The 24,215-nt window shown below is 68.1% G+C and carries 22 protein-coding genes and 1 tRNA gene; 11 read left to right on the top strand and 12 right to left on the bottom strand.

Translation table 11 applies throughout. The features are described from left to right. Positions 1-20: 20 nt before the first annotated feature. The 7 genes from DM480_RS13035 to DM480_RS13005 all read right to left on the bottom strand — a co-directional run bounded on the left by DM480_RS13035 (position 21) and on the right by DM480_RS13005 (position 6,028). Complete coding sequence (locus tag DM480_RS13035; protein ID WP_115381314.1) at positions 21-443, bottom strand: Hpt domain-containing protein; 423 nt, start codon at positions 441-443, stop codon at positions 21-23. 92 nt (positions 444-535) lie between these two features. Then, positions 536-1,909, bottom strand: coding sequence for a ribosome biogenesis GTPase Der (gene der, locus DM480_RS13030; RefSeq protein WP_115379665.1), 1,374 nt, complete (start codon positions 1,907-1,909; stop codon positions 536-538). A gap of 122 nt (positions 1,910-2,031) precedes the next feature. Continuing rightward, positions 2,032-3,360, bottom strand: a complete 1,329-nt coding sequence (locus tag DM480_RS13025) for an outer membrane protein assembly factor BamB family protein (RefSeq protein WP_115379663.1) — start codon at positions 3,358-3,360, stop codon at positions 2,032-2,034. Continuing rightward, positions 3,357-4,103, bottom strand: coding sequence for a tetratricopeptide repeat protein (locus DM480_RS13020; RefSeq protein ID WP_115379661.1), 747 nt, complete (start codon positions 4,101-4,103; stop codon positions 3,357-3,359). The genes DM480_RS13025 and DM480_RS13020 overlap by 4 nt, the downstream gene beginning before the upstream one ends. 96 nt (positions 4,104-4,199) lie before the next feature. After that, positions 4,200-5,075, bottom strand: coding sequence for a 3-methyl-2-oxobutanoate hydroxymethyltransferase (gene panB, locus DM480_RS13015; protein ID WP_115379659.1), 876 nt, complete (start codon positions 5,073-5,075; stop codon positions 4,200-4,202). Between the two features lie 25 nt (positions 5,076-5,100). After that, the gene (locus DM480_RS13010; protein ID WP_115379657.1) at positions 5,101-5,532 is read right to left on the bottom strand and encodes a hypothetical protein; all 432 of its coding nucleotides are present in this window, start codon (positions 5,530-5,532) and stop codon (positions 5,101-5,103) included. Positions 5,533-5,683: 151 nt separating this feature from the next. Continuing rightward, a complete protein-coding gene (locus DM480_RS13005) occupies positions 5,684-6,028 on the bottom strand; it encodes an ArsC family reductase (RefSeq protein ID WP_115381313.1) in 345 nt (114 codons plus the stop codon). 293 nt (positions 6,029-6,321) lie between these two features. On the opposite strand from DM480_RS13005, the gene DM480_RS13000 reads away from it, so the two are divergent. Continuing rightward, entirely contained in the window at positions 6,322-8,385 is a 2,064-nt protein-coding gene (locus DM480_RS13000) for an NAD(+) synthase (protein ID WP_115379655.1), read from the top strand. Here DM480_RS13000 and DM480_RS12995 read toward each other — a convergent pair. Beyond that, positions 8,294-8,902 carry a hypothetical protein gene (locus tag DM480_RS12995; protein ID WP_115379653.1) on the bottom strand — a complete coding sequence of 203 codons (609 nt, stop codon included), beginning with the start codon at positions 8,900-8,902 and terminating at the stop codon, positions 8,294-8,296. The two genes, DM480_RS13000 and DM480_RS12995, sit on opposite strands and share 92 nt — an antisense overlap. 240 nt (positions 8,903-9,142) lie before the next feature. Between DM480_RS12995 and DM480_RS12990 the strand changes: the two genes are divergently transcribed. From DM480_RS12990 to DM480_RS12980, 3 genes are read left to right on the top strand one after another with little or no spacing between them, the layout of a single operon-like run. Further along, positions 9,143-10,003 carry a CDP-alcohol phosphatidyltransferase family protein gene (locus DM480_RS12990; protein ID WP_115379651.1) on the top strand — a complete coding sequence of 287 codons (861 nt, stop codon included), beginning with the start codon at positions 9,143-9,145 and terminating at the stop codon, positions 10,001-10,003. After that, positions 10,000-11,091: an inositol-3-phosphate synthase gene (locus tag DM480_RS12985; RefSeq protein ID WP_115379649.1), complete on the top strand. Its 1,092-nt coding sequence runs from the start codon at positions 10,000-10,002 to the stop codon at positions 11,089-11,091. The genes DM480_RS12990 and DM480_RS12985 overlap by 4 nt, the downstream gene beginning before the upstream one ends. Beyond that, on the top strand, positions 11,088-11,795 hold the full coding sequence (locus tag DM480_RS12980) for a phosphocholine cytidylyltransferase family protein (protein WP_232833998.1): 708 nt from the start codon (positions 11,088-11,090) through the stop codon (positions 11,793-11,795). The genes DM480_RS12985 and DM480_RS12980 overlap by 4 nt, the downstream gene beginning before the upstream one ends. 22 nt (positions 11,796-11,817) lie before the next feature. On the opposite strand, the gene DM480_RS12975 is transcribed toward DM480_RS12980, so the two are convergent. Next, positions 11,818-13,812, bottom strand: coding sequence for an alpha/beta hydrolase family protein (locus DM480_RS12975; protein WP_198665831.1), 1,995 nt, complete (start codon positions 13,810-13,812; stop codon positions 11,818-11,820). Between the two features lie 250 nt (positions 13,813-14,062). Between DM480_RS12975 and rplK the strand changes: the two genes are divergently transcribed. Beyond that, positions 14,063-14,494: a 50S ribosomal protein L11 gene (gene rplK, locus DM480_RS12970; protein WP_115379647.1), complete on the top strand. Its 432-nt coding sequence runs from the start codon at positions 14,063-14,065 to the stop codon at positions 14,492-14,494. Between the two features lie 4 nt (positions 14,495-14,498). Next, positions 14,499-15,191, top strand: a complete 693-nt coding sequence (gene rplA, locus DM480_RS12965) for a 50S ribosomal protein L1 (RefSeq protein WP_115379645.1) — start codon at positions 14,499-14,501, stop codon at positions 15,189-15,191. A 209-nt stretch (positions 15,192-15,400) separates the two neighbouring features. On the opposite strand, the gene DM480_RS12960 is transcribed toward rplA, so the two are convergent. Together DM480_RS12960 and DM480_RS12955 are read right to left on the bottom strand one after the other, a co-directional pair. Further along, on the bottom strand, positions 15,401-15,883 hold the full coding sequence (locus DM480_RS12960) for a hypothetical protein (RefSeq protein ID WP_115379643.1): 483 nt from the start codon (positions 15,881-15,883) through the stop codon (positions 15,401-15,403). A gap of 179 nt (positions 15,884-16,062) precedes the next feature. Beyond that, positions 16,063-18,546: a PhoX family protein gene (locus DM480_RS12955; protein WP_115379642.1), complete on the bottom strand. Its 2,484-nt coding sequence runs from the start codon at positions 18,544-18,546 to the stop codon at positions 16,063-16,065. Between the two features lie 459 nt (positions 18,547-19,005). Here DM480_RS12955 and rplJ point away from each other — a divergent pair, with 459 nt between their 5' ends. The 3 genes from rplJ to DM480_RS12940 all read left to right on the top strand — a co-directional run bounded on the left by rplJ (position 19,006) and on the right by DM480_RS12940 (position 21,109). Further along, positions 19,006-19,521 (top strand): 50S ribosomal protein L10, encoded by a 516-nt coding sequence (rplJ, locus tag DM480_RS12950; protein ID WP_115379639.1) that lies wholly within the window; start codon positions 19,006-19,008, stop codon positions 19,519-19,521. Positions 19,522-19,602: 81 nt separating this feature from the next. Continuing rightward, entirely contained in the window at positions 19,603-19,980 is a 378-nt protein-coding gene (gene rplL, locus DM480_RS12945; protein WP_115379637.1) for a 50S ribosomal protein L7/L12, read from the top strand. A gap of 268 nt (positions 19,981-20,248) precedes the next feature. Beyond that, positions 20,249-21,109: an alpha/beta hydrolase gene (locus tag DM480_RS12940; RefSeq protein ID WP_115379635.1), complete on the top strand. Its 861-nt coding sequence runs from the start codon at positions 20,249-20,251 to the stop codon at positions 21,107-21,109. A 3-nt stretch (positions 21,110-21,112) separates the two neighbouring features. Here DM480_RS12940 and DM480_RS18755 read toward each other — a convergent pair whose 3' ends face one another. After that, entirely contained in the window at positions 21,113-22,345 is a 1,233-nt protein-coding gene (locus DM480_RS18755; protein WP_269801927.1) for a hypothetical protein, read from the bottom strand. 259 nt (positions 22,346-22,604) lie between these two features. Between DM480_RS18755 and DM480_RS12930 the strand changes: the two genes are divergently transcribed. Beyond that, complete coding sequence (locus DM480_RS12930; RefSeq protein ID WP_115379633.1) at positions 22,605-23,978, top strand: class II 3-deoxy-7-phosphoheptulonate synthase; 1,374 nt, start codon at positions 22,605-22,607, stop codon at positions 23,976-23,978. 101 nt (positions 23,979-24,079) lie between these two features. Further along, a tRNA-Glu gene (locus DM480_RS12925) sits at positions 24,080-24,155 on the top strand. The last annotated feature ends 60 nt before the right edge of the window (positions 24,156-24,215 follow it).

Below are 24,215 nucleotides of genomic sequence, written 5' to 3'. Positions count from 1 at the left end.
CACCCAGTGCAGCGATAGGGCTACGACAGCTTGCGCCCGAAGCCGCCCGTGCTACCCGTCGGCCGGCGCGGCACCAACGGATTGGCCTCGCGCTCCAGCAGCGCCAGCGTCTCGAAGAACAGGGGGCGCAGGCGCACGACATGCTCCAGCGCTTCCTCGCAGGTTTCGTGCCGCTCGACGCAATCGCGCGCGATCTCCTCGATCGTTTCGGCCAGCATCGCGAGCGGCTCGGCGCCGAACTGGCGCGCCTCGCCCTTCAGCGTATGCGCCGGAATCACCATGGCGGCGGCGGTGTTCGCGCGCATCGCCTGTTCGATCGCGGACACCGATTTCACGCCATCCTCGCGAAAATAGCCGAGAATCCGCACGAATCCGCTGCCCAGCTCGCTGCGCGCCTGCGCGAACGCGGCCCAATCCACCAACGTGCTGCCTACGAACGACACCGACAATCTCCCCAGGCCCGCCGGTATCGGCGTGCACCTCATAATGGCGGAGTGTAGGGCAACGGAAGTAAACAGCCGGTTGCCGCGCGCCGCTATTCCTTGCGGTCGAACGGGTTCTTGGGCGCCCGCAGGGTCAATCGGACCGGAACGGCCCCGAATCCCAGCTCCTTGCGCATCGAATTGACCAGATAGCGCTCGTAACTCGCCGGCAACTGATCGACGCGGGTACCGAAGATGACAAAGCTGGGCGGCCGCGTCTTCACCTGCGTGACATAGCGCATCTTGATCCGCTTGCCGCCCGGCGCGGGGGGCGGGTTCGCCTCGATCGCGCGTTCGAACCAGCGGTTGAGCTCGCCCGTCGGCACACGCTTCGACCAGGCCTCGCGCGTTTCGAACGCGGCCTGGATCATCACGTCCAGCCCCTTGCCCGTCGCCGCCGACACGGTGAGCAAAGTCACGCCCTTCACCTGGCTCAGGCCATCCTCCAGCGCCTTCTTGACGCCGTTGAACAGCGACGAGGCGTTTTCGGCGACGTCCCATTTGTTGAGCGCGATGACCAGCGCGCGCCCTTCCTCCAGCACGCGGTCGGCGATGCGCAGGTCCTGCGCCTCCAGCCCCAGCGCCGCATCGAGCAGCAGCACGACGACCTCGGCGAAATCGACCGCGCGCAACGCGTCGGCGACCGACAGTTTCTCCAGCTTGTCCTGCACCTTGGCACGCTTGCGCATGCCGGCGGTGTCGATCAGCCGCACCTGCCGCGGATTGCCGTCACGGTCGTGCCACGTCCAGTCGATCGCGATCGAATCGCGCGTGATCCCCGCTTCCGGGCCGGTGATCAGGCGCTCTTCGCCGAGGATGCGGTTGATGAGCGTCGACTTGCCGGCGTTGGGCCGCCCCACGATCGCGAGCTTGAGCGGGGCTGAGGGCGATTCGTCCTCCTCTTCCTCGAACGTATCCTTCTCGTCACGCTCAAGATGCGGCAGCACCGCTTCGAACAGGTCGGCGATGCCCTCGCCATGTTCCGCCGACAGCTGCACCGGATCGCCGAAGCCCAGCGCCAGCGATTCGAGGATACCGACCTCGCCCGCGCGGCCTTCCGCCTTGTTGGCGACGAGCACGATCGGCGTCGTCGACCCGCGCAGCCAGCGGGCGATTTCCTCGTCGAGGGGCACGATGCCGGCGCGCGCATCGATCACGAACAGCGCGACGTCGGCGTCGGCGACCGCCGCCTCCGTCTGGCGGCGCATGCGGCCGGGCAACGTCTGCGGGTCCTCGTCTTCATAGCCGGCGGTGTCGATGACGCGGAAGTCGAGGCCGAGCAGATGCGCGTCCCCCTCGCGCCGGTCGCGCGTCACGCCGGGCCGATCATCGACCAGCGCCAGCTTCTTGCCGACCAGGCGATTGAACAGCGTCGACTTGCCGACATTGGGTCGGCCAACGATCGCGACGTGAGGAAGACGAGACATGACGAGGGTCCTAGGGCGCAACCACCCCCGCTCCGTCGCACGGGACGGGCCGGGGGCCGGCGTTCAAACCGAGCCCCCTACCCCAGCGGCGCGGCGCCGTCACCCCTCGCGCGCGGCGCGCGTCACCGATAGGCGGTGATGCGGCCCTTCTGGTTGAGCGTGTACAGCGTGTTGTTCACGACGATCGGCGGCAGCGCATACGGCTCCTTGCCATCGACCTGGCCCGTGACACTGCCGTCGGTCGGACTGGCGAAGACGACGTCGCCCAGCGAATTGGTCAGCACCAGCTTGTTGCCTGCCAGCACCGGTCCGAACCAGGTGACCTGCGGCCCCTTGTTCTTCTTGGTGTTCTTGAACCGCTGAAGCTGGGCGATCCAGCGCGCCTTGCCGTTCGAACGCGCCAGGCAGATCAGGCGCGCATCGTCGGTGACGACGAACAGCCATTCGCCCGCCACCCACGGTGTCGAGATGCCGGCGAAATTCTGCTCCCACAGACGCTGGCCGGTGGCGAGGTCGAGCGCGACCATGCGCCCGCCCTGCCCGACCGCGTAGACGCGGCCATTGTCGATCACCGGATCGGCATCGACGTCGGACAGGCTGGACACCGACGTGGTGATCGACGTGCGCGACAGCGCGTCGCCCCACAGCACGCGGCCGTTCTCGTACCGATAGGCGTTGAGTTCGCCGCTGGAGAAACCCGCAACGACCGTGCCCTGGCTCGACGCGGGCGCTGCGACGCCGAACACGCCCTGGCTTTCCAGCGTACCCGACTGGACCCACTGGACCTTGCCGTCGGCATCGCTCAGCGCGAAAATCTGGTTGTCCTGGCTCAGCACATAGACCGAGCCGTTGGCGACGGTCGGCGCGCCGCGCAGCGGGCCGCCCGGCTTGCTGCGCCATACTTCCTTGCCGTCCGCCGCATTGAGCGCGACCACGTCGCCCAGGCCGTCGGTCGCATAGACCTTGCCCGAATCGAAGCTGACGCCGCCGCCGAAGCGCGCGGCGCGGTTGACCTTGCCCTCGGTCAGGCTGGTCTTCCACAGCGATTCGCCGGTCTGCGCGTTGAACGCGTGGACGGTGGCGCTGACGTCGTCCACGAACAATTTGCCGTCGGCGACGACGGGCGACGCGGCGAGCCGTTCGCGGTTCGATCCGCCGTCGATCGCCGCCTGCCACACGCGCGACGGGCTGTCGGCGAGGGCCAGCTGCCCCATCGAATGCGCGGCATTGCCACCCGGCTGCGGCCAATCGGCGTTGGCCGCGGCGGCGGGCAACAGCACCTGGATGTCGGCGATCGAACGATCGGCCTCGATCGCGTTTTCCGACGACAGGATCGGCACGCGCTGGCCGACGGTCGGCGTCCGCTTCGGCCCGCCGCCCTTGAAGATGCCGCAGGCGGACAGCGCCATCAGCGCCGCGAGCGCGACGGACGCCCGATACTTAGGTGTCATTTCGCTTGAGCTTCCTTCATGGTCGCGGGCTTGACGATGCGCACGTTGGCAGGTTCGGGGGCGGGGGCTGCAGCCGCATCGGACCCCAATACGGCGGCCATCTGAACCGCGCGTTGACGCAGCGTTTCGGGAACCGTGTCGTCCTTGGCGATCTGGCCGAACAGCGTCGCGGCAAGGTCGCGGCGGGCACTGTTCAGATACGAAATGGCGACCATCTCGCCCGCGCTGCCGAACCACGGATTGCCGGCGACGGCGAGCGGACGCAGCCGCTCGATCACCACCTGCGGCTTCAGCGTGTCGAACTCCGCACTGGTCTGGCGGACGAGCGCGAGGTCGCGGAACGGCTGCGCCACCGTGGTATCCGCAGCGATCGCGGCAAAGGTGGCGGCGGCGCCCTTCAGGTCGTTCTTCTGAAGCTGGATGTCGCCCTGCGTGAAGCGGGCGAGCGCGCCATAGCCCGGGCCACCCGACTTGGCGATCTCCGCCAGCACCGGTGCGGCCTTCGCAGGCTGGTCGGTGGCGAGCGAATCGTACGCGGTCTGCAGCTTTTCGCCCTCGACGCCCGCGGCCACCGTCTTGCGATGCTGCCAGTATAGGTAGCCGCCGAAAAGCGCGAGGGCGACGACGATCGCTCCGATCAGCGCGCGGCCGTAGCGTTCCCAGAAGGTGAGCAATTGATCGCGACGCAGCTCGTCGTCGACCTCGCGCAGAAACGCTTCGTTGGTATTGGGGGTCAGGGCCAAGACGGGCTCCGGTCAGGCAGGAACGGGAAAGCGCCGACTTGTAGCCGCGCCGGCAACGAAACGAAAGACTGGCCGGCGCGATGACGCGCGGCGCATTCACTCCTTGGGCTGATACACCTGCTCCGCGCCCGGAAAGGTCCGCGCACGCACCTCGCCGGCATAGGCTTCGGCTGCGGCGGAAATGCGGCCGGCGATGTCGTCGTAGCGTTTCACGAACTTGGCGGTGCGTTCGAACATCCCGAGCATGTCCTCGGCAACGAGCACCTGCCCGTCGCAGCGCGCCGACGCGCCGATGCCGATCGTCGGACAGGCGACGCCCTCGGTCAGCGCGATCGCGATCGGCTCCATCACGCCCTCGATCACCAGTGCGAATGCGCCCGCCTCGGCGATCGCCTTGCCGTCGGCGACGATTTTCGCGGCCTCCGCCTCGCTACGCCCGCGCGCGCCATAGCCGCCGAGCGCATTGACCGCCTGTGGCGTCAGGCCGACATGGCCGCACACCGGAATGCCGCGCTCCGACAGGAAGCGCACGGTGGATGCCATCGCCGCGCCGCCTTCCAGCTTGACCGCCGCCGCGCCCGTCTCCTTCAGCAGCCGCGCGGCGCTGGCGAAGGCCTGTTCGGGCGAAGCTTCGTAGCTGCCGAACGGCATGTCGATGACGACCAGCGCATGATAACTGCCCCGCACCACCGCCGCGCCATGCGCCGCCATCATCTCCAGCGTCACGGGCACCGTGGAGGGCAGGCCGTAGATCACCTGGCCCAGGCTGTCGCCGACGAGCAGCATGTCGCAATGCGGATCGAGCAGCTGCGCGGTGCGCGCGGTATAGGCGGTCAGCATCACCAGCGGCCCGCCCTTTTCGGGATCGCCGCCCTTGCGATGCAGGATCGCGGGCACCGTCAACCGCTTGAGCGGCACGGGCGTCGGCGTCGCGCGGCTGGTCGCGGTGTCGAGCGTGTAGGTCGTGGACATGGACGAGGCTTCTAGGCGCGCAGCGTCAGCCGATCCAGCCCCGCGCTCGGGCATGCCACGCCAGCCACAGACTGCCCGCCGCGATCGCTGCGATCACCAGCGGGAACGGCACCACGGTCAATGCGCCGCGATGGGCGATGATGTCGGTCGTCGCGAACAGCCAGCCGAACTGGACGACCACCGCGGCGAGCGAGATCGCAAACAGCGGGCTCGCCAGCGCCGACCGTGCGAGCAGCGCGATGGCGCCCAGCAGCGCCGTCCCCGTCGCCACCGCATAGACAGCATTGTACCAGCTCGGCAACGCCGCATAGAGCGCGCGCTGGTAATCATCCGCCGGCCCCATCGCCTCCGCACCGAGCCGGAATTGCTGGACGCAGGCGAAACACCCGATCGCACCCCAGACGAGCAGCACAAGAGCAACGATCCGGAACCAGCCCGGCGCAGGCGTAACGGTCATGCGGTTTCCCCATTTTCGAGGATCGTGCAGCGTCCAAACCCCAAACGCAACAGGCTCCCCTCCCGCTCGCGGGAGGGGCTGGGGGAGAGCATGAACGACGCACACCCCGCGCCCGCCCCACCCTAACCCCTCCCGCGGGCGGGAGGGGAACTCACCCGAACACCGCCGCATACCGCTCGGGCCGAAACCCCGCGATCAGCGTATCCCCATGCTCCAACATCGGTCGTTTGATCATCGACGGCTGCGCAAGCATGAGCGCCACCGCCTTGTCCGCATCCAGCCCCGCCCTGTCCGCCTCCGGCAGCTTGCGAAACGTCGTCCCGGCCCGGTTGAGCACCGCCTCCCATCCCAGTCGATCGACCCAGCCCCGCACCCGATCCGCCGTCACGTCCTCAACCTTATAGTCGTGAAAGGCATAATCGACGCCGTGGGCATCGAGCCACGCGCGCGCCTTCTTCATCGTGTCGCAATTCTTGATGCCGTAGATCGTCGTCATCCGCGCCTCCTTGGCGGCTGCGCTAGCATCGCCAAAGCTGTCCTGCACCTCCGGCCCCGACTCACCCTGACCCAAATAGCTCGTCATCCCCGCGCAGGCGGGGATCCAGAACCTCCGACGTCGCGGGCCTCAGCACCGTCCCCGCGTCTGGATCCCCGCCTGCGCGGGGATGACATGGCGGCTGAGCGGGGGATGATGACTGCGAATGGATTGTCACGCCCCACCCTCCCTGGACCTGCACCTCCACGCGGCGAGTTGATCCCCCAGCCCCCTCGCCCTACCACCGGAACCCGATGACCGATCTCGCCGCCTTCGCCTCGATCCACCGCCACGGCATGGTCCGCGTTGCCGCGGCGACGCCGCGCGCCAGCGTCGGCGATGTCGCGGCGAACGTTGCGGCGGCGGTCGCGCTGGCGCGGGACGCGGACGCACGCGGTGTTGACCTCGTGGTGTTCCCGGAGCTCAACCTCACCTCCTACGCGCTCGACGACCTGCATCTGCAGAGCGCGCAGCAGCGCGCGAGCGCGGAAGCGGTGGTCGCCTTCGCGCGCGAAACCGCGGCGCTTGCCCCGCTGCTGCTCGTCGGCGCGGCGCTGGAGAGGAACGGCCGGCTGTACAATTGCGCGATCGCGGTGTCGCGCGGCCGCATTCTGGGCGTCGTCCCCAAGACGTTCCTGCCCAATTACCGCGAATATTACGAGAAGCGCTGGTTCGCGAGCGGCATGGGCGTGGCCGGCCTGTCGATCCGGCTGGGCGAGGTGGACGTGCCGTTCGGCACCGACCTGATCTTCGCCGCCGACGACCTGCCCTGCTTCGTCGTGCATGCGGAAATCTGCGAGGATTACTGGGCGCCGGCCCCGCCCTCCACCGCGGGCGCGCTCGCAGGCGCGCTGGTCTGCTGCAACCTGTCCGCCTCGAACATCGTCATCGGCAAGGCACGCGAACGCGAACTGCTCGCCGCCGCGCAATCGGCGCGCGCATCGTGCGCCTACATCTATTCCGCCGCCGGGCCGGGAGAGAGCACGACCGACCTTGCCTGGGATGGACAGGGGCTGATCCACGAACTGGGCGAATGCCTCGCGCAGTCGGATCGGTTCGCCGCCGAGCCGGGCCTGACGATCGCCGACATCGATCTCGAACGGCTGACGCAGGAACGGCTGCGCAACGGCACGTTCAACGACGCCGCCATCGCCGCCGGCCATCCCGAAACGCGCTTTCGCCGCATCGGCTTCGATCATCGCGCACCCGTCGCCGACATCGGCCTGCAGCGCCGGATACGCCGCTTTCCCTTCGTGCCCAACGATCCCGCGCGGCGCGACGCCGATTGCTACGAGGCGTTCAATATCCAGGTCTCTGCGCTGGCCAAGCGCCTCGAGGCGGCGCGCGCGAAGACGTTGGTGATCGGCGTTTCGGGCGGGCTCGATTCGACGCATGCGCTGATCGTCGCGGCCAAGGCGATGGACCGGCTGGGCCGGCCGCGGAGCGATATCCTCGGCTTCACGCTGCCGGGGTTCGCGACCGGCGACACGACCAAGGGAAATGCCTGGGCGCTGATGCGCGCGCTCGGCACCGGCGCGGAAGAGATCGACATCCGCCCCGCCGCGCGGCGCATGCTGGAGGATATGGGCCACCCCTTCGGCCGCGGCGAGCCCGTCTACGATGTGACGTTCGAGAATGTGCAGGCGGGGCTGCGCACCGATTACCTCTTCCGCCTCGCCAACCAGCGCGGCGGGCTGGTGCTCGGCACCGGCGACCTCAGCGAACTTGCGCTCGGCTGGTGCACCTATGGCGTCGGCGACCAGATGAGCCATTATGCCGTCAACGCGGGCGTGCCCAAGACGCTGATCCAGTTCCTGATCCGCTGGTGCATCCGCACGGGGCAGTATGACGCCGACACCAATCGCGTGCTCGTCGACATCCTCGCGCAAGAGATTTCGCCCGAGCTGGTGCCCGCCGATGCGGATACCGGCGCGCTGCAATCGACCGAGCAGATGATCGGCCCCTATGCGCTCAACGACTTCTTCGCGCATTACGTCGTCCGTCACGGCCTCGCGCCGTCGAAGATCGCATTCCTCGCCTGGCATGCATGGCGCGATGCGGCGGCGGGCGCCTGGCCGGAGGATTATCCGGCCGCCGCGCGCACCGCCTATGACCTGGCGACCATCCGCCACTGGCTGGAACGCTTCTTGATCCGCTTCTTCCAGACCAGCCAGTTCAAGCGCTCCGCTTTGCCCAATGGCCCGAAGGTGTCGGCCGGCGGTGCGCTCAGCCCGCGCGGCGACTGGCGCGCACCCTCCGATGGCACGGCGGCGGTGTGGCTGGATGAGCTGCGCCGGAATGTGCCGGCTGGAGGCTAACGACGCCGGCGCGTGGACGCGGCGGATCACTGCCGGCATTCATAGAATTCTCATTATCGTCAAAAAATTCGAGCTTAGAACTAGGCGGCATCTTCAAGTCAAAGAATCGATTTCGTCGGCTTCCCGACGCGACGCCTTCGCATAATCGGTACATCGCATCGTGCATCAGCTGGATGGATGGGGTGCGCAGGCCGATGTCGCTCGGCGTCTCAGAAAGCGCGAACGCTGCCTGGATGCTGGCCTTTTTCGCCGCCGACGATCCCGCGTCGTCGCCCAGCGCGATTGCCGACAGCGCGTCGGGGCTCGGCTTCGCGCACGTGCGCACCACTGCACTTTCGATACCGTTCAGCCGCGTCGTGCCCGACACGGTCAGCACGACGCGCTGCTTGGCGTCGACCTCGGCCTGCTGCGCCGACCTCGTATCGACGGCGCGGACCTCGTTGTACGTTGCCATGTTGACGCATCCCGGCGGCACCGCAGCGTCGCCTGCGTATAAAAGGATGTTGATGTATCGCATCACACACCCCTCGGCCCGTGCGCCCAATCCATCATCATCGATCCGTTGCCGGGTCACTTATATCATCCAAGACGAATATTTATCGACGTTGAATCGATGGCATCATCATCTTGTAGGAAGGTGACGGATATACGCGAATACTCCGCATCCTCGGAACGATCGATCGGCGACATGCGTAAAGGGCAGCACCGCTGTTAGGTCCTTGCGCTGATCCGATGATGGGCGCAAAGTGACAATCCGATGACAATCCCGCCGCGGGATGGCTCGCGCGATCGCCGGATCGAGGACCCATCCAACCTCTATCTGATCCACCCGGCGGCACACGCGTTGCTGGGTCGCGCGCTGGCGTGGCGGGTGTCGGCCAACAGCGTCTCGATCGTCGGACTGATCTGCGGCGGGGTCGCCGCCGCCGCCTTTTCGCAATGGCATCGTCCCGGCGCCGCACTCGTCGGCCTCGGCTTCGCGATCGCCTGGCTGATCGCCGACGGGCTCGACGGGATGATCGCACGGGCGACCGGCACCGCCAGCGCGCTCGGCCGGATGCTCGACGGCCTGTGCGACCACGGCGTCTTCACGCTGATCTATCTTTCGCTCGCCTTCACCGTCGGCACGCCCGAAGGCTGGCTGCTGGCGGTCGCAGCGGGCGCGGCGCATGCCGTCCAGTCCAGCCTGTATGAGGGCGAGCGCGCCCGCTTCCACCGCCGCGTTCGCGGGCAGCCGCTCGCCGCGCCGGCCGTGTCTTCGGGCCCGTGGCTGGTGCGCCTGTATGATTCCGTCGCCTTTGCAGTCGATCGGGCGGCGATGCCGTTCGAACGCCGCTTCGCCGCCGCGCCCGACCGCGCCGCTTTTGCCGCCGCCTATGCCGCTCGCGCCGTCCCGGCGATGCGGCTGGAGGCGCTGCTGACCGCCAACGTCCGCGTGCTCGCGATCGTCCTCGCCTGCCTCGCTGCCAGCCCGGCCGCCTTCTGGTGGTTCGAGATCGTGCCGCTCAGCCTGATCTGCGCGGCGGGCCTGCTTCTCCACCGGCGCGTCGAACGCAGCTTCGTCCACGGCGCCGCCGCCACCCCCACCTTCCTTTCCAGTGAACAGGGTCAATCATGACGTCCATCAACATCGCGATCATCGGCATCGGCAATTGCGCCAGTTCGCTGGTGCAAGGCCTCGAACATTATCGCGAAGGCGCGAACGACACTGTCGGGCTGATGCACTGGGAGGTCGGCGGCTACAAGCCGAGCGACATCAAGGTCGTCGCCGCCTGGGACGTCGATGCGCGCAAAGTGGGCAAGGACGTCGCGGACGCGATCTTCGCCAAGCCCAATTGCACCGCGGTCTTCGCGCCCAACGTCACCGCGACGGGTACGATCGTGCGTATGGGCGCGGTGCTGGACGGCGTCGCCGACCATATGGGCGATTACAAGGATGAGCGCACGTTCGTCGTCGCCAACGACACGCAGCCGAGCAAGGCCGACGTCGTCGCGGAGCTCAAGCGCTCGGGCGCGGAGGTGCTGATGAACTATTTGCCCGTCGGCAGCCAGGAAGCGACCGAATTCTACGCCGAATGCGCGCTCGAGGCGGGCGTCGCCTTCGTCAACAACATCCCCGTGTTCATCGCATCGAACCCCGAATGGGCCGCGAAGTTCGAGGCGGCGGGCGTGCCGATCATCGGCGACGACATCAAGGCGCAGCTGGGCGCGACGATCGTCCACCGCGTGCTGACCGACCTGTTCGCCAAGCGCGGCGTCAAGCTCGACCGCACCTACCAGCTCAACACCGGCGGCAACACCGACTTCCTGAACATGGCGAACCACCGCCGCCTCGCCTCGAAGAAAGTGTCGAAAACCGAAGCCGTGCAGTCGGTCGCGGCGGAGCGGCTGGAGGACGACAACGTCCACATCGGCCCGTCGGATTACGTGCCCTGGCAGAACGATAACAAGGTCTGTTTCCTGCGCATGGAAGGCCAGCTGTTCGGCGGCGTGCCGATGAACCTGGAGCTGCGCCTGTCGGTCGAGGATTCGCCCAACAGCGCGGGCGTCGCGATCGACATGATCCGCTGCGCCAAGATCGCGCGCGACCGCGGGCTCGCCGGCGTGATCGACCCGGCATCGGCCTATTTCTGCAAGCACCCCCGCACGCAGATGACCGACGACATCGCGCATGCCGAGGTCGAGGCGTTCATCAAGGCCGCATGATGATCACGACGGGCCTGCTGCTCGCCGCCGGCGCCGGCAGCCGGCTCCGGGACGTCACTCCCTACAAGCCGCTGTGTCCGGTCGCGGGGCGCGCGCTGATCGACCATGCGCTGGAAGGCATGGCGGCGGCGGGTCTGACGCGCGCGGTCGTCTCGCTCGGCTATGGCGCGGATGCGATCGCCGCGCATCTGGTCGAGCGCGCCTGGCCGCTCGCGGTCGCGGTGGTGATGACCGATTGGCACCAGCCCAACGGCGTCTCCGCGCTGGCCGCGCGCGACTGGATCGGTGCGGACGGCGTGGTGATGGCGATGTGCGACCATCTCGTCCGCCCCGCGCATTACCGCCGGCTGGCCGAGGCGGGCGCGGGCGACGGGCTCAGCCTCGGCATCGATCGCCGGCTCGGCCACCCGTGGGTCGATCCGCTCGACGTCACCTGCGTCGCGACGCAGGGCGACCGCATCGTCGCGATCGGCAAGGAACTGGCACCGCACGACTGCTACGACACCGGCGTGTTCGCGGTCGGCCCCGCCTTCTTCGATGCGCTCGCGACGCTCGACAGCCCGTCGCTGACCGAAGGGGTGCGGATTCTCGCCGCCAAGGGCCGCGCCCGCGTCGTCGATTGCAGCGACCTGCCGTGGATCGACGTCGACGACGCCCCCGCCTTTGCGCATGCCGAAGGATGGATGGCGAAGCGGGCGGCCTGAACCGTCCGCGTCGCCCGCCGCGTCACATGTTCATCGCCTTGCGCAGGAAGGCGTCCGAGTCCGACAGCATCTGCGCGCGCACGGTCGCATCGTCGAGCTGGTGGTCCAGCTTCGGGAAGACGACGAGCCGCGCCTGCTTGCCCGCACGCGACAGCGCCCGATCCATCGTGCGCGACTGGTCGACGCCGACGTTGATGTCCTGGTCGCCGTGGAACATCAGCACGGGCGCCTTGAAGCGGTCGGCGTGACGCGCGGGCGACCCGGCCGCAATGGCGGGGCCGGAGCCGACCTGCGCCGCGACCAATTTCTCGTTCTCGAACCCCTCCGCCTCGCGCTTCGTCATCGCAAGGTCGGTGACCGGCGCGATCGCGATCGCTGCCTTGAACAGGTCGGGATCGACGACATTCGCCTGCAGCGCGGCATAGCCGCCGTAGGACCAGCCGACGATCGCGAGCTTCGCCGGATCAGCGATCCCTTCCTTGACCAGCCAGCGCCCCGCATCGGTGACGTCGCCGATGGCGGTCTGCCACGACCGAAAACCATTGTTGGCGAAGAAGGCCTCGCCATAGCCGCTCGATCCGCGGAAATTGGGTTGCAGCACCGCATAGCCGGCCTGCGCGAAATACTGGACGAGCCAGTCGAATCCCCATTCGTCGCGATAGCTGGGTCCGCCATGCGGCATGACGATCGTCGGTAGCCCCTTGCGCGCGCCGCCCGGCGGCAACGTCAGATAGGCGGGAATTTTGGTTCCGTCCTTCGCCTCGAACGTGATCGCCGTCATCTCGGCGAGCGGCAACCCTTCCAGTTCCGGCCGCGCCAGCGTGATCGCGTCCAGATGCCGCGTCTTCTTGTCGTAGGTATAATAGACACCCGGATCGACATCGCTGCTCGCGAACACGAGCAGGCGGCTCTCGTCACCCGATGCGCCCATGAACTGGATCAGCGGCGTCTTGGGCAGGGCGCGCGCGAGCGAGGCGGCGAGCTTGCGATATTCCGGGTCGAAATAATCGACATGGCGGCGATCGGTGACATAGGTCGCGCCGATGATCCGCCCGCGCCGCCCGATCGGCACCAGCGCGCCGACGTCGACCGAGGGGTTGCTGGAAACCAGCTCCTCCTTCATCGTGCCGTCCAGCGCGACGCGGTACAGCGCCCGCCGTCCGTCCAGCCCGCGCACCGCATAGGCGACGTCCGCGCTGCCATCGACCGCGATCGGCTCCAGCACGTTGTTGTCGGGGGTGGAGGTGCTGAATGCCTTCCAGTCGCCGCCGCCCTTCGCCCGGTAGGCGTACACCGTCTGCCCCTTCAGCAGCCCATCGACGTGCCGCGGCGCGACGACGCGGATACGCACGTTGCCCAGGCCATCGGCGATATAGTCGGTCGCGATCTGGTTGGGCTGTTCCACCGTCACGAACTTGCCCGTGCGCGTGTCGACCAGGTCGACGCCCAATCCGTCGCGGCCCGATCGGGTGATCGATCCGGGCGATTCCTGCGGCACGTAATCGTGCGTCATCAACACCGATCCATCGCCGTCGCGCCAGTCGATCACCTCGCCGTCGAACTGGCTGGCGCGCGTCGCGTCCATGCCGGTGCGACGCCCCAGATAGCGAACGTTGCCGCCCGCCGTATCGAGGCCGACCGTGCGGGTATAGGCGACCTTGAGCGTGTAGAGATCGGTGATGCCCCGGTATCGACAGACCAGCCGGTCCGCAGCGGAAAAGCCGCAATTGGTCAGCTGCACCGATCCGGGCATGGTCGCGTTCATCGTCTTGGGCGTGCCCGTCGCCAGGTCGATGATCGTGATCGTGTCGCGCGTCGCGCCGGATCCGACGATCGCGACATGCGTGCCATCGGGCGACAGGCTGATGTCGCGCACGCGCTCGCGCGCGCCGAACCGCTGTGCCAGCGTCGGCGCACCCGGCGGCGTCGGCGTATCCGCCCCCGCCGGCGTGATCCCGCCTGCCGCCACGCCCCCCGCCGCGACGACGAGCGCGCGGGCCTTCCCCTTCCAGTCCATCCGTACCCCCTGGATTTTCCCCGTGGACGATCATACGGGCAGCCGGATCGGCGGCAAGCCGCGGAATGTGGCGATCTGGTCGAGACCTGCGCATTCGCGCCCTTGCCCGCCGCGATCCTTTCCGCTATGCGCCCGCGCTTCCAAGCATCAGCTGGAAACCCAAGCGGCAGGGCGTCGGGGCAACCCATGCGCCCGTCACGACCGCTCGACTTGAAATGGGCCGGTCCGCCGGCCCGGAATAGAGAGTGACATGGCAAAGAAGATTACCGGCTATATCAAGCTGCAGGTGCCCGCGGGCGCTGCCAACCCCTCGCCGCCGATCGGCCCGGCGCTGGGTCAGCGCGGCGTCAACATCATGGAATTCTGCAAGGCATTCAACGCGCAGACCGGCGAAGTCGAGAAGGGCACGCCGCTGCCCACCGTCATCACCGTCTATGCCGATCGTTCGTTCTCGTTCGAGACGAAGACCGCGCCGGCGACCTACCTCATCAAGAAGGCTGCGAACCTGAAGTCGGGCTCGAAGGAGCCGGGCAAGGTGTCCGCGGGCAAGATCGCGCGCTCGAAGCTCAGCGAGATCGCGCAGATCAAGATGAAGGACCTGAACGCCAACGACATCGAGGCTGCGACCAAGATCATCGAAGGCTCCGCCCGCGCGATGGGCCTCGAAGTGGTGGAGGGCTAAGATCATGGCGAAGCTCAGCAAGAAGCAGAAGGCCGTCACGATTGATCGTGAGAAGCTGCACGGCGTCGACGAGGCGATCGCGCTGGCGAAGTCGGGCGCGACCTCGAAGTTCGACGAGACGATCGAGGTTGCGCTGAACCTCGGCGTCGATCCGCGTCACGCGGACCAGATGGTCCGCGGCGTCGTCACGCTGCCCGCCGGCACCGGCAAGACCGTCCGCGTCGGCGTCTTCGCCCGCGGTCCGAAGGCTGACGAAGCGCGCGCCGCCGGCGCCGATGTCGTCGGTGCGGAAGACCTGATGGAGACGATCCAGGGCGGCACGATCGACTTCGATCGCTGCATCGCGACCCCGGACATGATGGGCGTCGTGGGTCGCCTGGGTAAGGTGCTCGGCCCCAAGGGCCTGATGCCGAACCCGAAGCTCGGCACCGTCACCATGAACGTCGCCGAAGCGGTGAAGGCCGCCAAGGGCGGTCAGGTCGAATATCGCGTCGAAAAGGCCGGCATCATCCATTCGGGCATCGGCAAGGCATCGTTCAGCCAGGAAGATCTGCGCCGCAACTTCGACGCGCTGGTCGACGCGGTGGTCAAGGCCAAGCCGTCGGGCGCCAAGGGCAAGTATGTCCGCAAGGTCGCCGTCAGCTCGACGATGGGCGCGGGTATCAAGGTCGACACCGCGGACGTCGCGGGCGCCTGATCCGGTCGCAACTGCGATGAGACACGAAGGGCCGGGATCTTTCCCGGCCCTTTTTGTTTGAGCGGCCCGTGGACGTTCAGGGGGCAGCACTCTCTCCTCCGCCCGCGCGCATCGGCGCGGCGATCGTCCTCTACGCGTGACGACAGGAGCGGCGGCCCAAAGCCGCTCACCAGAACAAAGCGGTGGGCGACCGGCGTCGCCGCTTCCGATCAGGACGCGCCGCCACCCAGTTCCGCGCTGACCGCGGCAAGCGGCCGGGACAGCACCTGACCCATCCGTTCCGCGAGGAACAGCGCGGCGATCGCCGCGACGCCGATCAGTATGACGAACTGGAACGCCGCCGAGAACCGCCGGCTGCGCGCCTCGCGCTCGGTGACCGACACGGCGGTGATCCGGCGGTTCGCGCCCCGGCGATCCTCGCCCATCTCCGCGCCGGCGGTGCCGGGCTTGAACGCGGGCGGCTTGGCCTCGACGATCGCGTCGATGTCCAGCTTGTCCTGCGTACGGATCCCGAAATACTGGTCCTTTTCCCACACCACACGCCCGACGATGATGTGGTGGATGCGGCGCAGCTCGATGACGGTACCCGGCCGGCAATCGACCTTCGACGTCGCGAGCAACCCGCGCGACGACATGTTATGGATGATGACGTCGTGCCAGTCCGCGCCGGACCGCATGCGCGCACGCACCATCACCCTGCGTCTGGGTTCGCGCTTTCTCAACATGTCCACGCCCTCCCGCCCAACGACTATGTCTAAGGCTGACCTATGGCGGGGAAGGTTTAACAATCGCTTAGGATTGCCCCAAAGTGGCAATATTCTGCCGGGGCGCGGCAGAAACGCGCCCGCGCCCCGGCATGATTGCGCCGCCTTTACAGCCCGATGATCCCGCCATCGGTGCGCGTGATGACGATCGTCGCGGAGCGGGGCCGGCCGCTGCCGGTGCCCGTCGCTTGGCTCTGCGGCCAGTTGGAGGTGACGTTCGCGGGGCCACCGTTCTCGCCGGGATGCTGGATGTTGACGAACAGCGACCGGCCATCCGGCGTCGTGTCGATGCCGGTGATCTCGCACTCCTTCGGCCCGACCAGGAAGCGCTTGAGCGCAGTCCCCGGTGCCTTGCCGACACGCGTCGCCTGCGTCGCGCTCGCCGATCCGATCGTGTTGGTGATCGTGCGCGTGCCGCCGTCGCCGACATTGCCCGGGATGGAGGCAAGCAGCATGCAATTGGTGACGTCGGTATAGGCGCCGTCATCCGTCTCGATCCACATCAGCGGCGTGCCCTGCCCCGTCACGTTGCTGGCGCGGCCGAACCACAGGCCATCGGGCGACGAGAAGTCGTTGGTCCCATCCAGCCCCGACAGGTTGATGTTCTGCGCGTTGAGGTCGCTGCCCGCCCCGAAGGCATAGATGTCCCAGGTAAAGGTCAACGCCTCGCTGCTGTCGCCCGTCTCGCGCAGGCGCACGATATGGCCGTTGGCGTTGCCATTGGTCTGGCCGCCCGTCGTCTTGGGATCGGTATAGGCGCGCGGGTTGGCCGCATCGGTGTTGGCGACGGTGCGCGACGAATTGTTGGTCAGCGTGCAATACATCTCGCCGGTGACCGGATTGACCGCGGTCCATTCCGGCCGGTCCATCCGCGTCGCGCCCAGCGCGTCGCCGGCGAGGCGCGCATGCGTCAGCACGTCCGCCTGGTCGATGAAGGGATAGGCGGCGTTGGTGCTCGTCAGCGGCCCCTGACCGAACACCAGCGGCAGCCACTGGCCGCTGCCGTCGGCGTTGAATTTCGCGACGTACAGCGTGCCGCTGTCGAGATATTTGTCGCCGGTCGCGATCCGGTTCGACGCGGTCGCGTCCGCCGCGGACCAGGGCGTCGCGGACACGAACTTGTAGATATACTCGTTCTGCGCATCGTCGCCCATGTAGAAGGCCGGCTTGACGCCGGCGATCGTGCGGCCGGGGCAGACGCCCTCGTGGTTCATGCGGCCGAGCGCGGTGCGCTTGCGCGGGGTGGCATTGGGATCGAACGGGTCGATCTCCACGATCCAGCCGTACTGGTTGGGCTCGTTGCGGTAATCGCCGGTACCGTTGACGGCCTTGGTCGCGTCGACGCTGGCGTTGAACTTGGCGATGCGCGCATCCTGCGCCGCGGCGGTCGCCCAGCCGTAATTGCCCGCGCGCAGCGTGTCGTTGCTGCCGGTGTTGAGGCCGTAGCGCGTGAACGCGGTCACCGATTTCGCGCCCAGCGCGGCCGTGCGGCGTGCATTGTCGCCCGCGTCGCGCCGGAAATAGCCCGCCCAATTCTCCTCCGCGGTGCAATAGGTGTTCCACGGCATATAGCCGTTGGCGCAATTGTTGATCGTGCCGCGCCCCGCGACGCCGGTCGGCGAAAAGACGGTATAGAGCAGCGCGTTGCCCGCGACCGGGCCGGAGAAACTGGTCGGCGTGAACGGCGTGATACGGCGGTTGAAGCTGCTGCCCGGAACATAGGCCCAACCGCCGCTGCCGCGCGCGATCTCCACGACGCTCACACCGTGGCACTCGATCTCCTTGATCACTTCCGCCACCGGCCGCACCCCGCCGGTCGACGTCGCGCCGTTGGGGTGCAGGTAGGATTGCGTGATGTTCTCGTGGTTCATCACCAGCAGGCCGCGGCTGCTGCTCGTCGGGTCCGGCGCGCTGCCGCTGGCGGCGAGGCCGAAGAAGCTCATGCCGTCGTGATGGTCGCCCGCGCGCGCGGAGAAGGTCGTGTCGCTGCCGTCATTCGCATAGGCGCCGACGCTGCCGTTGATCGGGTCGCCCAGCCGGTACAGCACGGTGACCTGATAGCCTGCGGGCACCGCGACAACGTCCGCCAGGCTTTTCGCCACCGCGGTGAAATCGAGCACGGCGGGCGCGACGGTGACATTGGTGTCGGCGACCGACTTGATCCCGTCGCTCGACGTCGCACTGAACTGGAAGCCGAGCGCGGTCGCGGCGGTGACGGCGGGCGCGGTGAAGGTCGCGATGCCGTTGCTGCCGCTGGTCAGCGTCACGATCGGCCCGCTCGTCTGCGTCCAAGCGGAGCCGGTCGCGGTGCCGCTCGTGACCTGGCCCTGCAGCGTCACCGTCTTGCCGACCGACGTCGTCACCGCAGACCCGGCAGTGACGGTCGTCGCGCGACGCGGATCGTCGCCCGCACACGCGGACAGGACGCCGCCGCCGAACACCGCCGCGGTCATCGCCGACAGACCGCCGCGCAGCGTCTGGCGCCGCGAGTAGCGCGACGCGATCAGATCGTTCATGTGCGGATTGGCGGTCGTGTTGGTGTCGATATCGCCATCGTCATAACCGATGGCGGCCGGATCGATCGTCGTCATGGTGCAAGTCCCCCGGGAAATACGTCGGGCATGCCGTTCGCCGGTGCCCCCGGGTATCGGCTGTGGCGTGCAAATGCGGCGGCGTGGTTGCGCGACGATGAAATGAAAGCGTCTTTCCGGAGACATTTTCATGACAGTTGACGATGGCGCGACGCGGGAACGCGCCCGCGGTTGACTTCGCCGCGCGATCGGCTATGGGCCACCCCGTGTCGTCGGGTCCGCCCGTCGACCACCGTCCAAGACAGCAGGCGCCACGGATTTGCCGCGGCTTAATTTCCTGCCGAGACGGGGACAGGATTTCTCATGCCGCTTGGCGGGCGCCCTCATGCGCCGCGCGATCGGCCTGCCGCCCTTTTACGGGTGCCTTCCCCATCGCTGGACAAACCCGATGCGGCGCATGCCGTGTCGGTCTGTAACCGGGCCTGCCGCTTGCGGCAGGTTCAGAACGTGGAGAATGGCATGGATCGTGCTCAAAAGGCCGCGGCCGTTGCCGAGCTGAACCGCACCTTTTCGGAGGTCGGCGTCGTGGTGGTTACCCGTAACAACGGGATGACCGTCGCACAGTCGACGACCCTCCGGAACAAGATGCGCGACGCCGGCGCGACCTACAAGGTCTCGAAGAACAAGCTTGCCAAGATCGCGCTCGACGGCACCGACTATGGCTCGATCGGCGACATGCTGACCGGCCCGGTCGGTCTCGCCACCTCCATCGACCCCGTTGCCGCCGCGAAGATCGCGGTGGAATTCGCGAAGACGAACGACAAGTTCGAAATCGTGGGCGGTGCGATGGGCGCGACCCCTCTCGACGTCGCCGGCGTGCAAGCGCTCGCCACCCTGCCCTCGCTGGATGAACTCCGGGCGAAGATCGTCGGCCTCATCGTTGCGCCCGCAACGAAGCTCGCGACCATCACCCAGGCTCCCGCGGCGCAGATCGCGCGCGTGCTGTCGGCTTATGCCGAGAAGGAAAACGCCTGAACTTCAGGCGCTTGGAACGTGATTGTTTGAACAAACCGGAGCTTTTCGATGCTCCGATCTGACACGCAAAAGGAAGTGAACATGGCAGACCTGAACGCGCTGGTTGACCAGCTGAGCGAGCTGACCGTCCTCGAGGCCGCCGAGCTCTCGAAGATGCTCGAAGAGAAGTGGGGCGTTTCGGCCGCTGCGGCGGTTGCGGCGGCTCCGGCGGCTGGCGGCGGCGCTGCTGCTCCGGCGGCTGAAGAGAAGACCGAGTTCGACGTGATCCTCACCGGCGACGGTGGCAAGAAGATCAACGTCATCAAGGAAGTCCGCGCGATCACCGGCCTGGGCCTGACCGAAGCGAAGTCCCTCGTCGAGGGCGCGCCGAAGCCAGTCAAGGAAGGCGTCAACAAGGACGAGGCCGAGAAGATCAAGAAGCAGCTCGAGGAAGCCGGCGCGACCGTCGAACTCAAGTAAGCTGCCGGGCGGGCAAGGGCTGGCGATGCCAGCCCTCACCTCGCCCGAAGCCGGCCGGCGGTGCGGATCGCACCGTCCGACCCCCGCCTTCGCGGGGGCGGGCTTATGGGCTTCACGCCCATGACGGCTTGGCCAAGGAAACAGGGCGGCACCGCGAGGTAGCCGCCCTTTTTTCATGCCCCGCGTTCCGACGCGCCAATCCCAATGCGCGCGCCGATGCCGCGCAAACCCATCGACAGCACCGCTTCGGCCTGATCTACTGCGGCAGATGCGCCTGCCCCGCCCCGCCCCGCTCGTAATCGGCGCCCTCGCGCTACTCGCCACCACGCCGCCGGCGACCGCGCAATTCCGCAAATACATCTATCCTGCCCCGACCGCGGCCCTCTCCGTAGAGGGGCTGCCCGCGGGCACGGAGCGGTTCGCCGTCACCACCGCGGACGGCCTAACGCTGGCCGGGCTGCGGCATGCCGCGAGCGCCGGCAAACCCACGTTGCTGGTCTTCCACGGCAATGCGTCGAGCGCCATGACGACGATCGACTGGTTCGCCCCGCTGATCGCCGCGGGCTATGGCGTCGTCGCGGCGGAATATCGGTCGTACAGCGGCAACCCCGGCACGCCGAACGAAGCCGGCCTCACGCACGATGCGGACGCCTTCTACGCCGCCGCGCGCGCCCATGCCGGCGGCGGACGCGTGATCGTCGTCGGGCACAGCCTCGGCAGCGGCGTCGGCTTCGGCCTCGCGCAGCGCCAGCGGCTCGATGCGCTGGTGACGATCGGCGGTTTCACCGGCATCCGGCCGCTCGCACCCCGGATCGTCCGCGGGCTGATCGGCGACCGCTACGACAATCTCGCCGCAGTCAGGACGCTCGACGAACCCTATTTCCTGATCCACGGCCTGCAGGACGATGTCGTGCCGGCGGTGCACGGCAAGCAGCTGGGCGAGGCGGCGGAGGCGGCGGGCGTATCGGGCGTCGCCTTCTTCCTGACGGAGGCGGACCATCACCCCTCGTCCGCTCGGATCGCCGCACTGATCCCGACGATCATTTCCTATTGCGACGGCGGCGATCCGCCGATGCTCGCGGACACGCGGACGTTTCGCTTCGGCCGCTTCGCCGCGCGCACGCGCTAACCGTTATTGATCGACCGCTGGGCCATAGGGCCGCGCCGCGAGCCCGTCGTACATACGCGGCGGCAGATCGAGCCAGAACGGCACCAGCCGGTCGTTGTCCGCGCGTTCCATGCCGATCGCAAAGGCGCGCGCCGCCTGGCCGGGCGCATCGCCCGCGCCGTGCACCGCGTTGATCGCGACGACCGGCACGAACATCGCGCGGCCGTTCGCGGGCACGCCGCGGATCTGGTCACGGCCCTGCGCGACGACGACGCGCACGCGCCGCTCCTCGCCCGGCGCCAACGTGAACGGCGGCTTCACCGGGCGCACGACCGGTTGCGCGAAGAAACCCGCCACCTCGCTCTCGCGCCCGGCCCCCGCTTCCATCAGCGCGGCACCGACGCGGATCGCGGAAACCGGCGTGTCGCCGACGTTGCGCACCAGCAGCTCGCCCTCCACCGTCGCGGTGACGAGGTTGAAACCCGCCCTTCGTGGCGTCAGGCTGAGCGCCAGTTGCGGCTGCGACAAAGGTGGCCGGGCCGCAACGCGATCCAGCATCGCGGGCTTTGGGGGTATCGGCGGCGCGGGCGGCGTGGGCGACGACGCAACCGGTGCGGTGACTGGTGGTTCGGGCGAAGGCTCGCCCCGCGCCGGCGCGACGTCGGCCACCGCGATCGTGCCTGAACCAGACGCCGGACGGCGGCGCAGGATCGCGACCGCTGCGACGCCGATCGCCAGCACCGCCACCAGCCAGGGCAGCCATGCCGGCCATCCTCCCGCCGGTTGCTGCTGCGCCGCCGACGCGGTCGCGGCGGGGGCCGGGGTCGCTGCGGGGGCAGGTGCCGTCTCGGTCGCGGCTGGCGTCGGGATCGCTACCGCTACCGGCACCGTGGCGGATGACCCGTCCGGCGTCGCCGCTGCGGTCGGTTGGGCTGCGGGAGCCGGCGTCGCGTTCGGCCGCACGGCCGGGCTCGGCGTCGCGCGCGGCGTCGGAGTCGCGCGGGGTGTCGGCGTCGCCGTCGCCGCGGGGCTCGGCGTCGGTCGCGGCAACGGCGCGATCGTCGGCTGCGGATCGGGCGCGGGCGGCGTATTGGGCAGCGTGAACTTATAGTCCGACAGACCGGGGATCGATTGCGTCTGCGGCGTGCTCGCCGGTGCCGGGGTTTGCGCCTGCTGCGCCGATACGCCCGCGGGCATTGCGGCGGCTGCCAGCGTCAGGGCGATCGCGCTCGCGCCGGCGCGCCGCATAGGGGTCATGACCGTCATTCTCACCATAGGGAAGTGGCGGCGTCTGGATGAACCGCGACCGACCGCCACGCGCGCTGCGACGAACCGCCCCGTTGCAACGCCAGACCGTTGGGCGGCGGTTTTAGCGGCGCGATCGACCCCGGTAGAGCGGAAGACCGTAGCTTGCGCGAAAGCCCCGCAAAGCGTTCCTTCGTTGCGCTCGAAGGGAATTGGGCGCATGGGCGTCGGCGACGCCAACGCTCATTGTCTTCCGAAGGACCCGTGTATCATGGCCGCGAACTGGGCCCCCGACAGCTGGACCAAGGCAGAGGCGCGCCAGCTGCCCGACTATCCCGACACCGCGGCGCTGACCCGCGCGACCGATCAGATCCAGTCCTATCCGCCGCTCGTCTTCGCGGGCGAGGCGCGCAACCTGACCGCCGAACTGGCGAAGGTGCAGGCGGGCAAGGGCTTCCTGCTCCAGGGCGGCGACTGCGCCGAATCGTTCGCCGAATTCCATCCCAACAACATCCGCGACACCTTCCGCGTCATCCTGCAGATGGCGGTCGTCCTCACCTTCGCCTCGAAGCTGCCCGTGGTGAAGCTCGGCCGCATGGCTGGCCAGTTCGCCAAACCGCGTTCCGCGCCGACCGAGGTCATCGACGGGGTCGAGCTGCCCAGCTATCGTGGCGACAACGTCAACGACATCGCCTTCACGCCCGAATCGCGCATCCCCGATCCGCAGCGGCTGATCCGCGGCTACACGCAAAGCGCGGCGACGCTCAATCTGCTGCGCGCCTTCGCGCAGGGCGGCTATGCCAATCTGCACCAGGTGCATCGCTGGACGCACGATTTCATGGGCCGCAGCCCCTGGGCGAAGAAATATGCCGAAACCGCCGATCGCATCGGTGAGGCGCTCGACTTCATGGCCGCCTGCGGGATCGATCCCGAAACCGTGCCGCAGCTCGCGCAGACGCATTTCTACACCAGTCACGAGGCGCTGCACCTGCCGTACGAACAGGCGCTGACGCGGCAGGATTCGCTGACCGGCGACTGGTACGACACGTCCGCGCATTTCCTGTGGATCGGAGATCGGACGCGGTTCGAGGGCTCGGCGCATGTCGAGTTCCTGCGCGGCATCGGCAATCCGATCGGCGTCAAATGCGGCCCCAGCCTCGAGCCCGATGCGCTGCTGCGCATGCTCGACACGCTCAACCCGTCGCGCGCGCCGGGGCGGATCACGCTCATCACGCGCTACGGCTTCGACAAGATCGAGGCCGCGCTGCCCCGCCTCGTCCGTGCGGTGACGCGCGAGGGTCATCCGGTGGTGTGGAGCTGCGACCCGATGCACGGCAACACCGTAAAAGCGGTGACGGGGTACAAGACGCGCCCGTTCGAGCGCATCCTGGCGGAAGTGCGCGGCTTCTTCGCGGTGCACCGCGCCGAGGGCACGCATGCGGGCGGCATCCATGCCGAGATGACGGGCCAGAACGTCACCGAGTGCACCGGCGGCGCGATCGATGTGACCGAACAGACGCTGGCGGACCGCTACCACACGCATTGCGACCCGCGCCTCAACGCGGGCCAGAGCCTGGAACTGGCGTTCCTGCTCGCCGAAATGCTCAACGCAGAAATGGCCGAACGCCGCAAGGCAGCTGCCTGACAAGGGAGGCGACGGCGGCGGCGGAAGCGCAGGCGGAATTTCCGGCGCTCCCGCTTGACGCCGCCACCCCCACCCCGTAGACGCGCCCCTCCACCACGGACGGCCCCTTCGTCTAGCGGTCTAGGACGTCGCCCTCTCACGGCGAAAACACGGGTTCGAGTCCCGTAGGGGTCACCAGCGATCACATGGTCTTCGATGGCGACCAGCCGCATGGACGTTTCGCAGGTGGCGCGAGGG

This window comes from Sphingomonas sp. FARSPH (assembly GCF_003355005.1).
GTDB lineage: Bacteria > Pseudomonadota > Alphaproteobacteria > Sphingomonadales > Sphingomonadaceae > Sphingomonas.
The sequence above is the reverse complement of the archived record's forward strand: the minus strand, read 5'-3'. Positions and strand labels throughout refer to the sequence as shown.

Excerpts from the sequence above, each read along its gene's own strand:
- der (WP_115379665.1), bottom strand. The coding sequence starts at position 1,909 with ATGTCTCGTCTTCCTCACGTCGCGATCGTTGGCCGACCCAATGTCGGC.
- DM480_RS13025 (WP_115379663.1), bottom strand. The coding sequence starts at position 3,360 with ATGACACCTAAGTATCGGGCGTCCGTCGCGCTCGCGGCGCTGATGGCG.
- panB (WP_115379659.1), bottom strand. The coding sequence starts at position 5,075 with ATGTCCACGACCTACACGCTCGACACCGCGACCAGCCGCGCGACGCCG.
- DM480_RS13010 (WP_115379657.1), bottom strand. The coding sequence starts at position 5,532 with ATGACCGTTACGCCTGCGCCGGGCTGGTTCCGGATCGTTGCTCTTGTG.
- DM480_RS13005 (WP_115381313.1), bottom strand. The coding sequence starts at position 6,028 with ATGACGACGATCTACGGCATCAAGAATTGCGACACGATGAAGAAGGCG.
- DM480_RS13000 (WP_115379655.1), top strand. The coding sequence starts at position 6,322 with ATGACCGATCTCGCCGCCTTCGCCTCGATCCACCGCCACGGCATGGTC.
- DM480_RS12995 (WP_115379653.1), bottom strand. The coding sequence starts at position 8,902 with ATGCGATACATCAACATCCTTTTATACGCAGGCGACGCTGCGGTGCCG.
- DM480_RS12990 (WP_115379651.1), top strand. The coding sequence starts at position 9,143 with ATGACAATCCCGCCGCGGGATGGCTCGCGCGATCGCCGGATCGAGGAC.
- DM480_RS12985 (WP_115379649.1), top strand. The coding sequence starts at position 10,000 with ATGACGTCCATCAACATCGCGATCATCGGCATCGGCAATTGCGCCAGT.
- DM480_RS12980 (WP_232833998.1), top strand. The coding sequence starts at position 11,088 with ATGATGATCACGACGGGCCTGCTGCTCGCCGCCGGCGCCGGCAGCCGG.
- DM480_RS12975 (WP_198665831.1), bottom strand. The coding sequence starts at position 13,812 with ATGGACTGGAAGGGGAAGGCCCGCGCGCTCGTCGTCGCGGCGGGGGGC.
- rplK (WP_115379647.1), top strand. The coding sequence starts at position 14,063 with ATGGCAAAGAAGATTACCGGCTATATCAAGCTGCAGGTGCCCGCGGGC.
- rplA (WP_115379645.1), top strand. The coding sequence starts at position 14,499 with ATGGCGAAGCTCAGCAAGAAGCAGAAGGCCGTCACGATTGATCGTGAG.
- DM480_RS12960 (WP_115379643.1), bottom strand. The coding sequence starts at position 15,883 with ATGGTGCGTGCGCGCATGCGGTCCGGCGCGGACTGGCACGACGTCATC.
- DM480_RS12955 (WP_115379642.1), bottom strand. The coding sequence starts at position 18,546 with ATGACGACGATCGATCCGGCCGCCATCGGTTATGACGATGGCGATATC.
- rplJ (WP_115379639.1), top strand. The coding sequence starts at position 19,006 with ATGGATCGTGCTCAAAAGGCCGCGGCCGTTGCCGAGCTGAACCGCACC.
- rplL (WP_115379637.1), top strand. The coding sequence starts at position 19,603 with ATGGCAGACCTGAACGCGCTGGTTGACCAGCTGAGCGAGCTGACCGTC.
- DM480_RS12940 (WP_115379635.1), top strand. The coding sequence starts at position 20,249 with ATGCGCCTGCCCCGCCCCGCCCCGCTCGTAATCGGCGCCCTCGCGCTA.
- DM480_RS18755 (WP_269801927.1), bottom strand. The coding sequence starts at position 22,345 with ATGACCCCTATGCGGCGCGCCGGCGCGAGCGCGATCGCCCTGACGCTG.
- DM480_RS12930 (WP_115379633.1), top strand. The coding sequence starts at position 22,605 with ATGGCCGCGAACTGGGCCCCCGACAGCTGGACCAAGGCAGAGGCGCGC.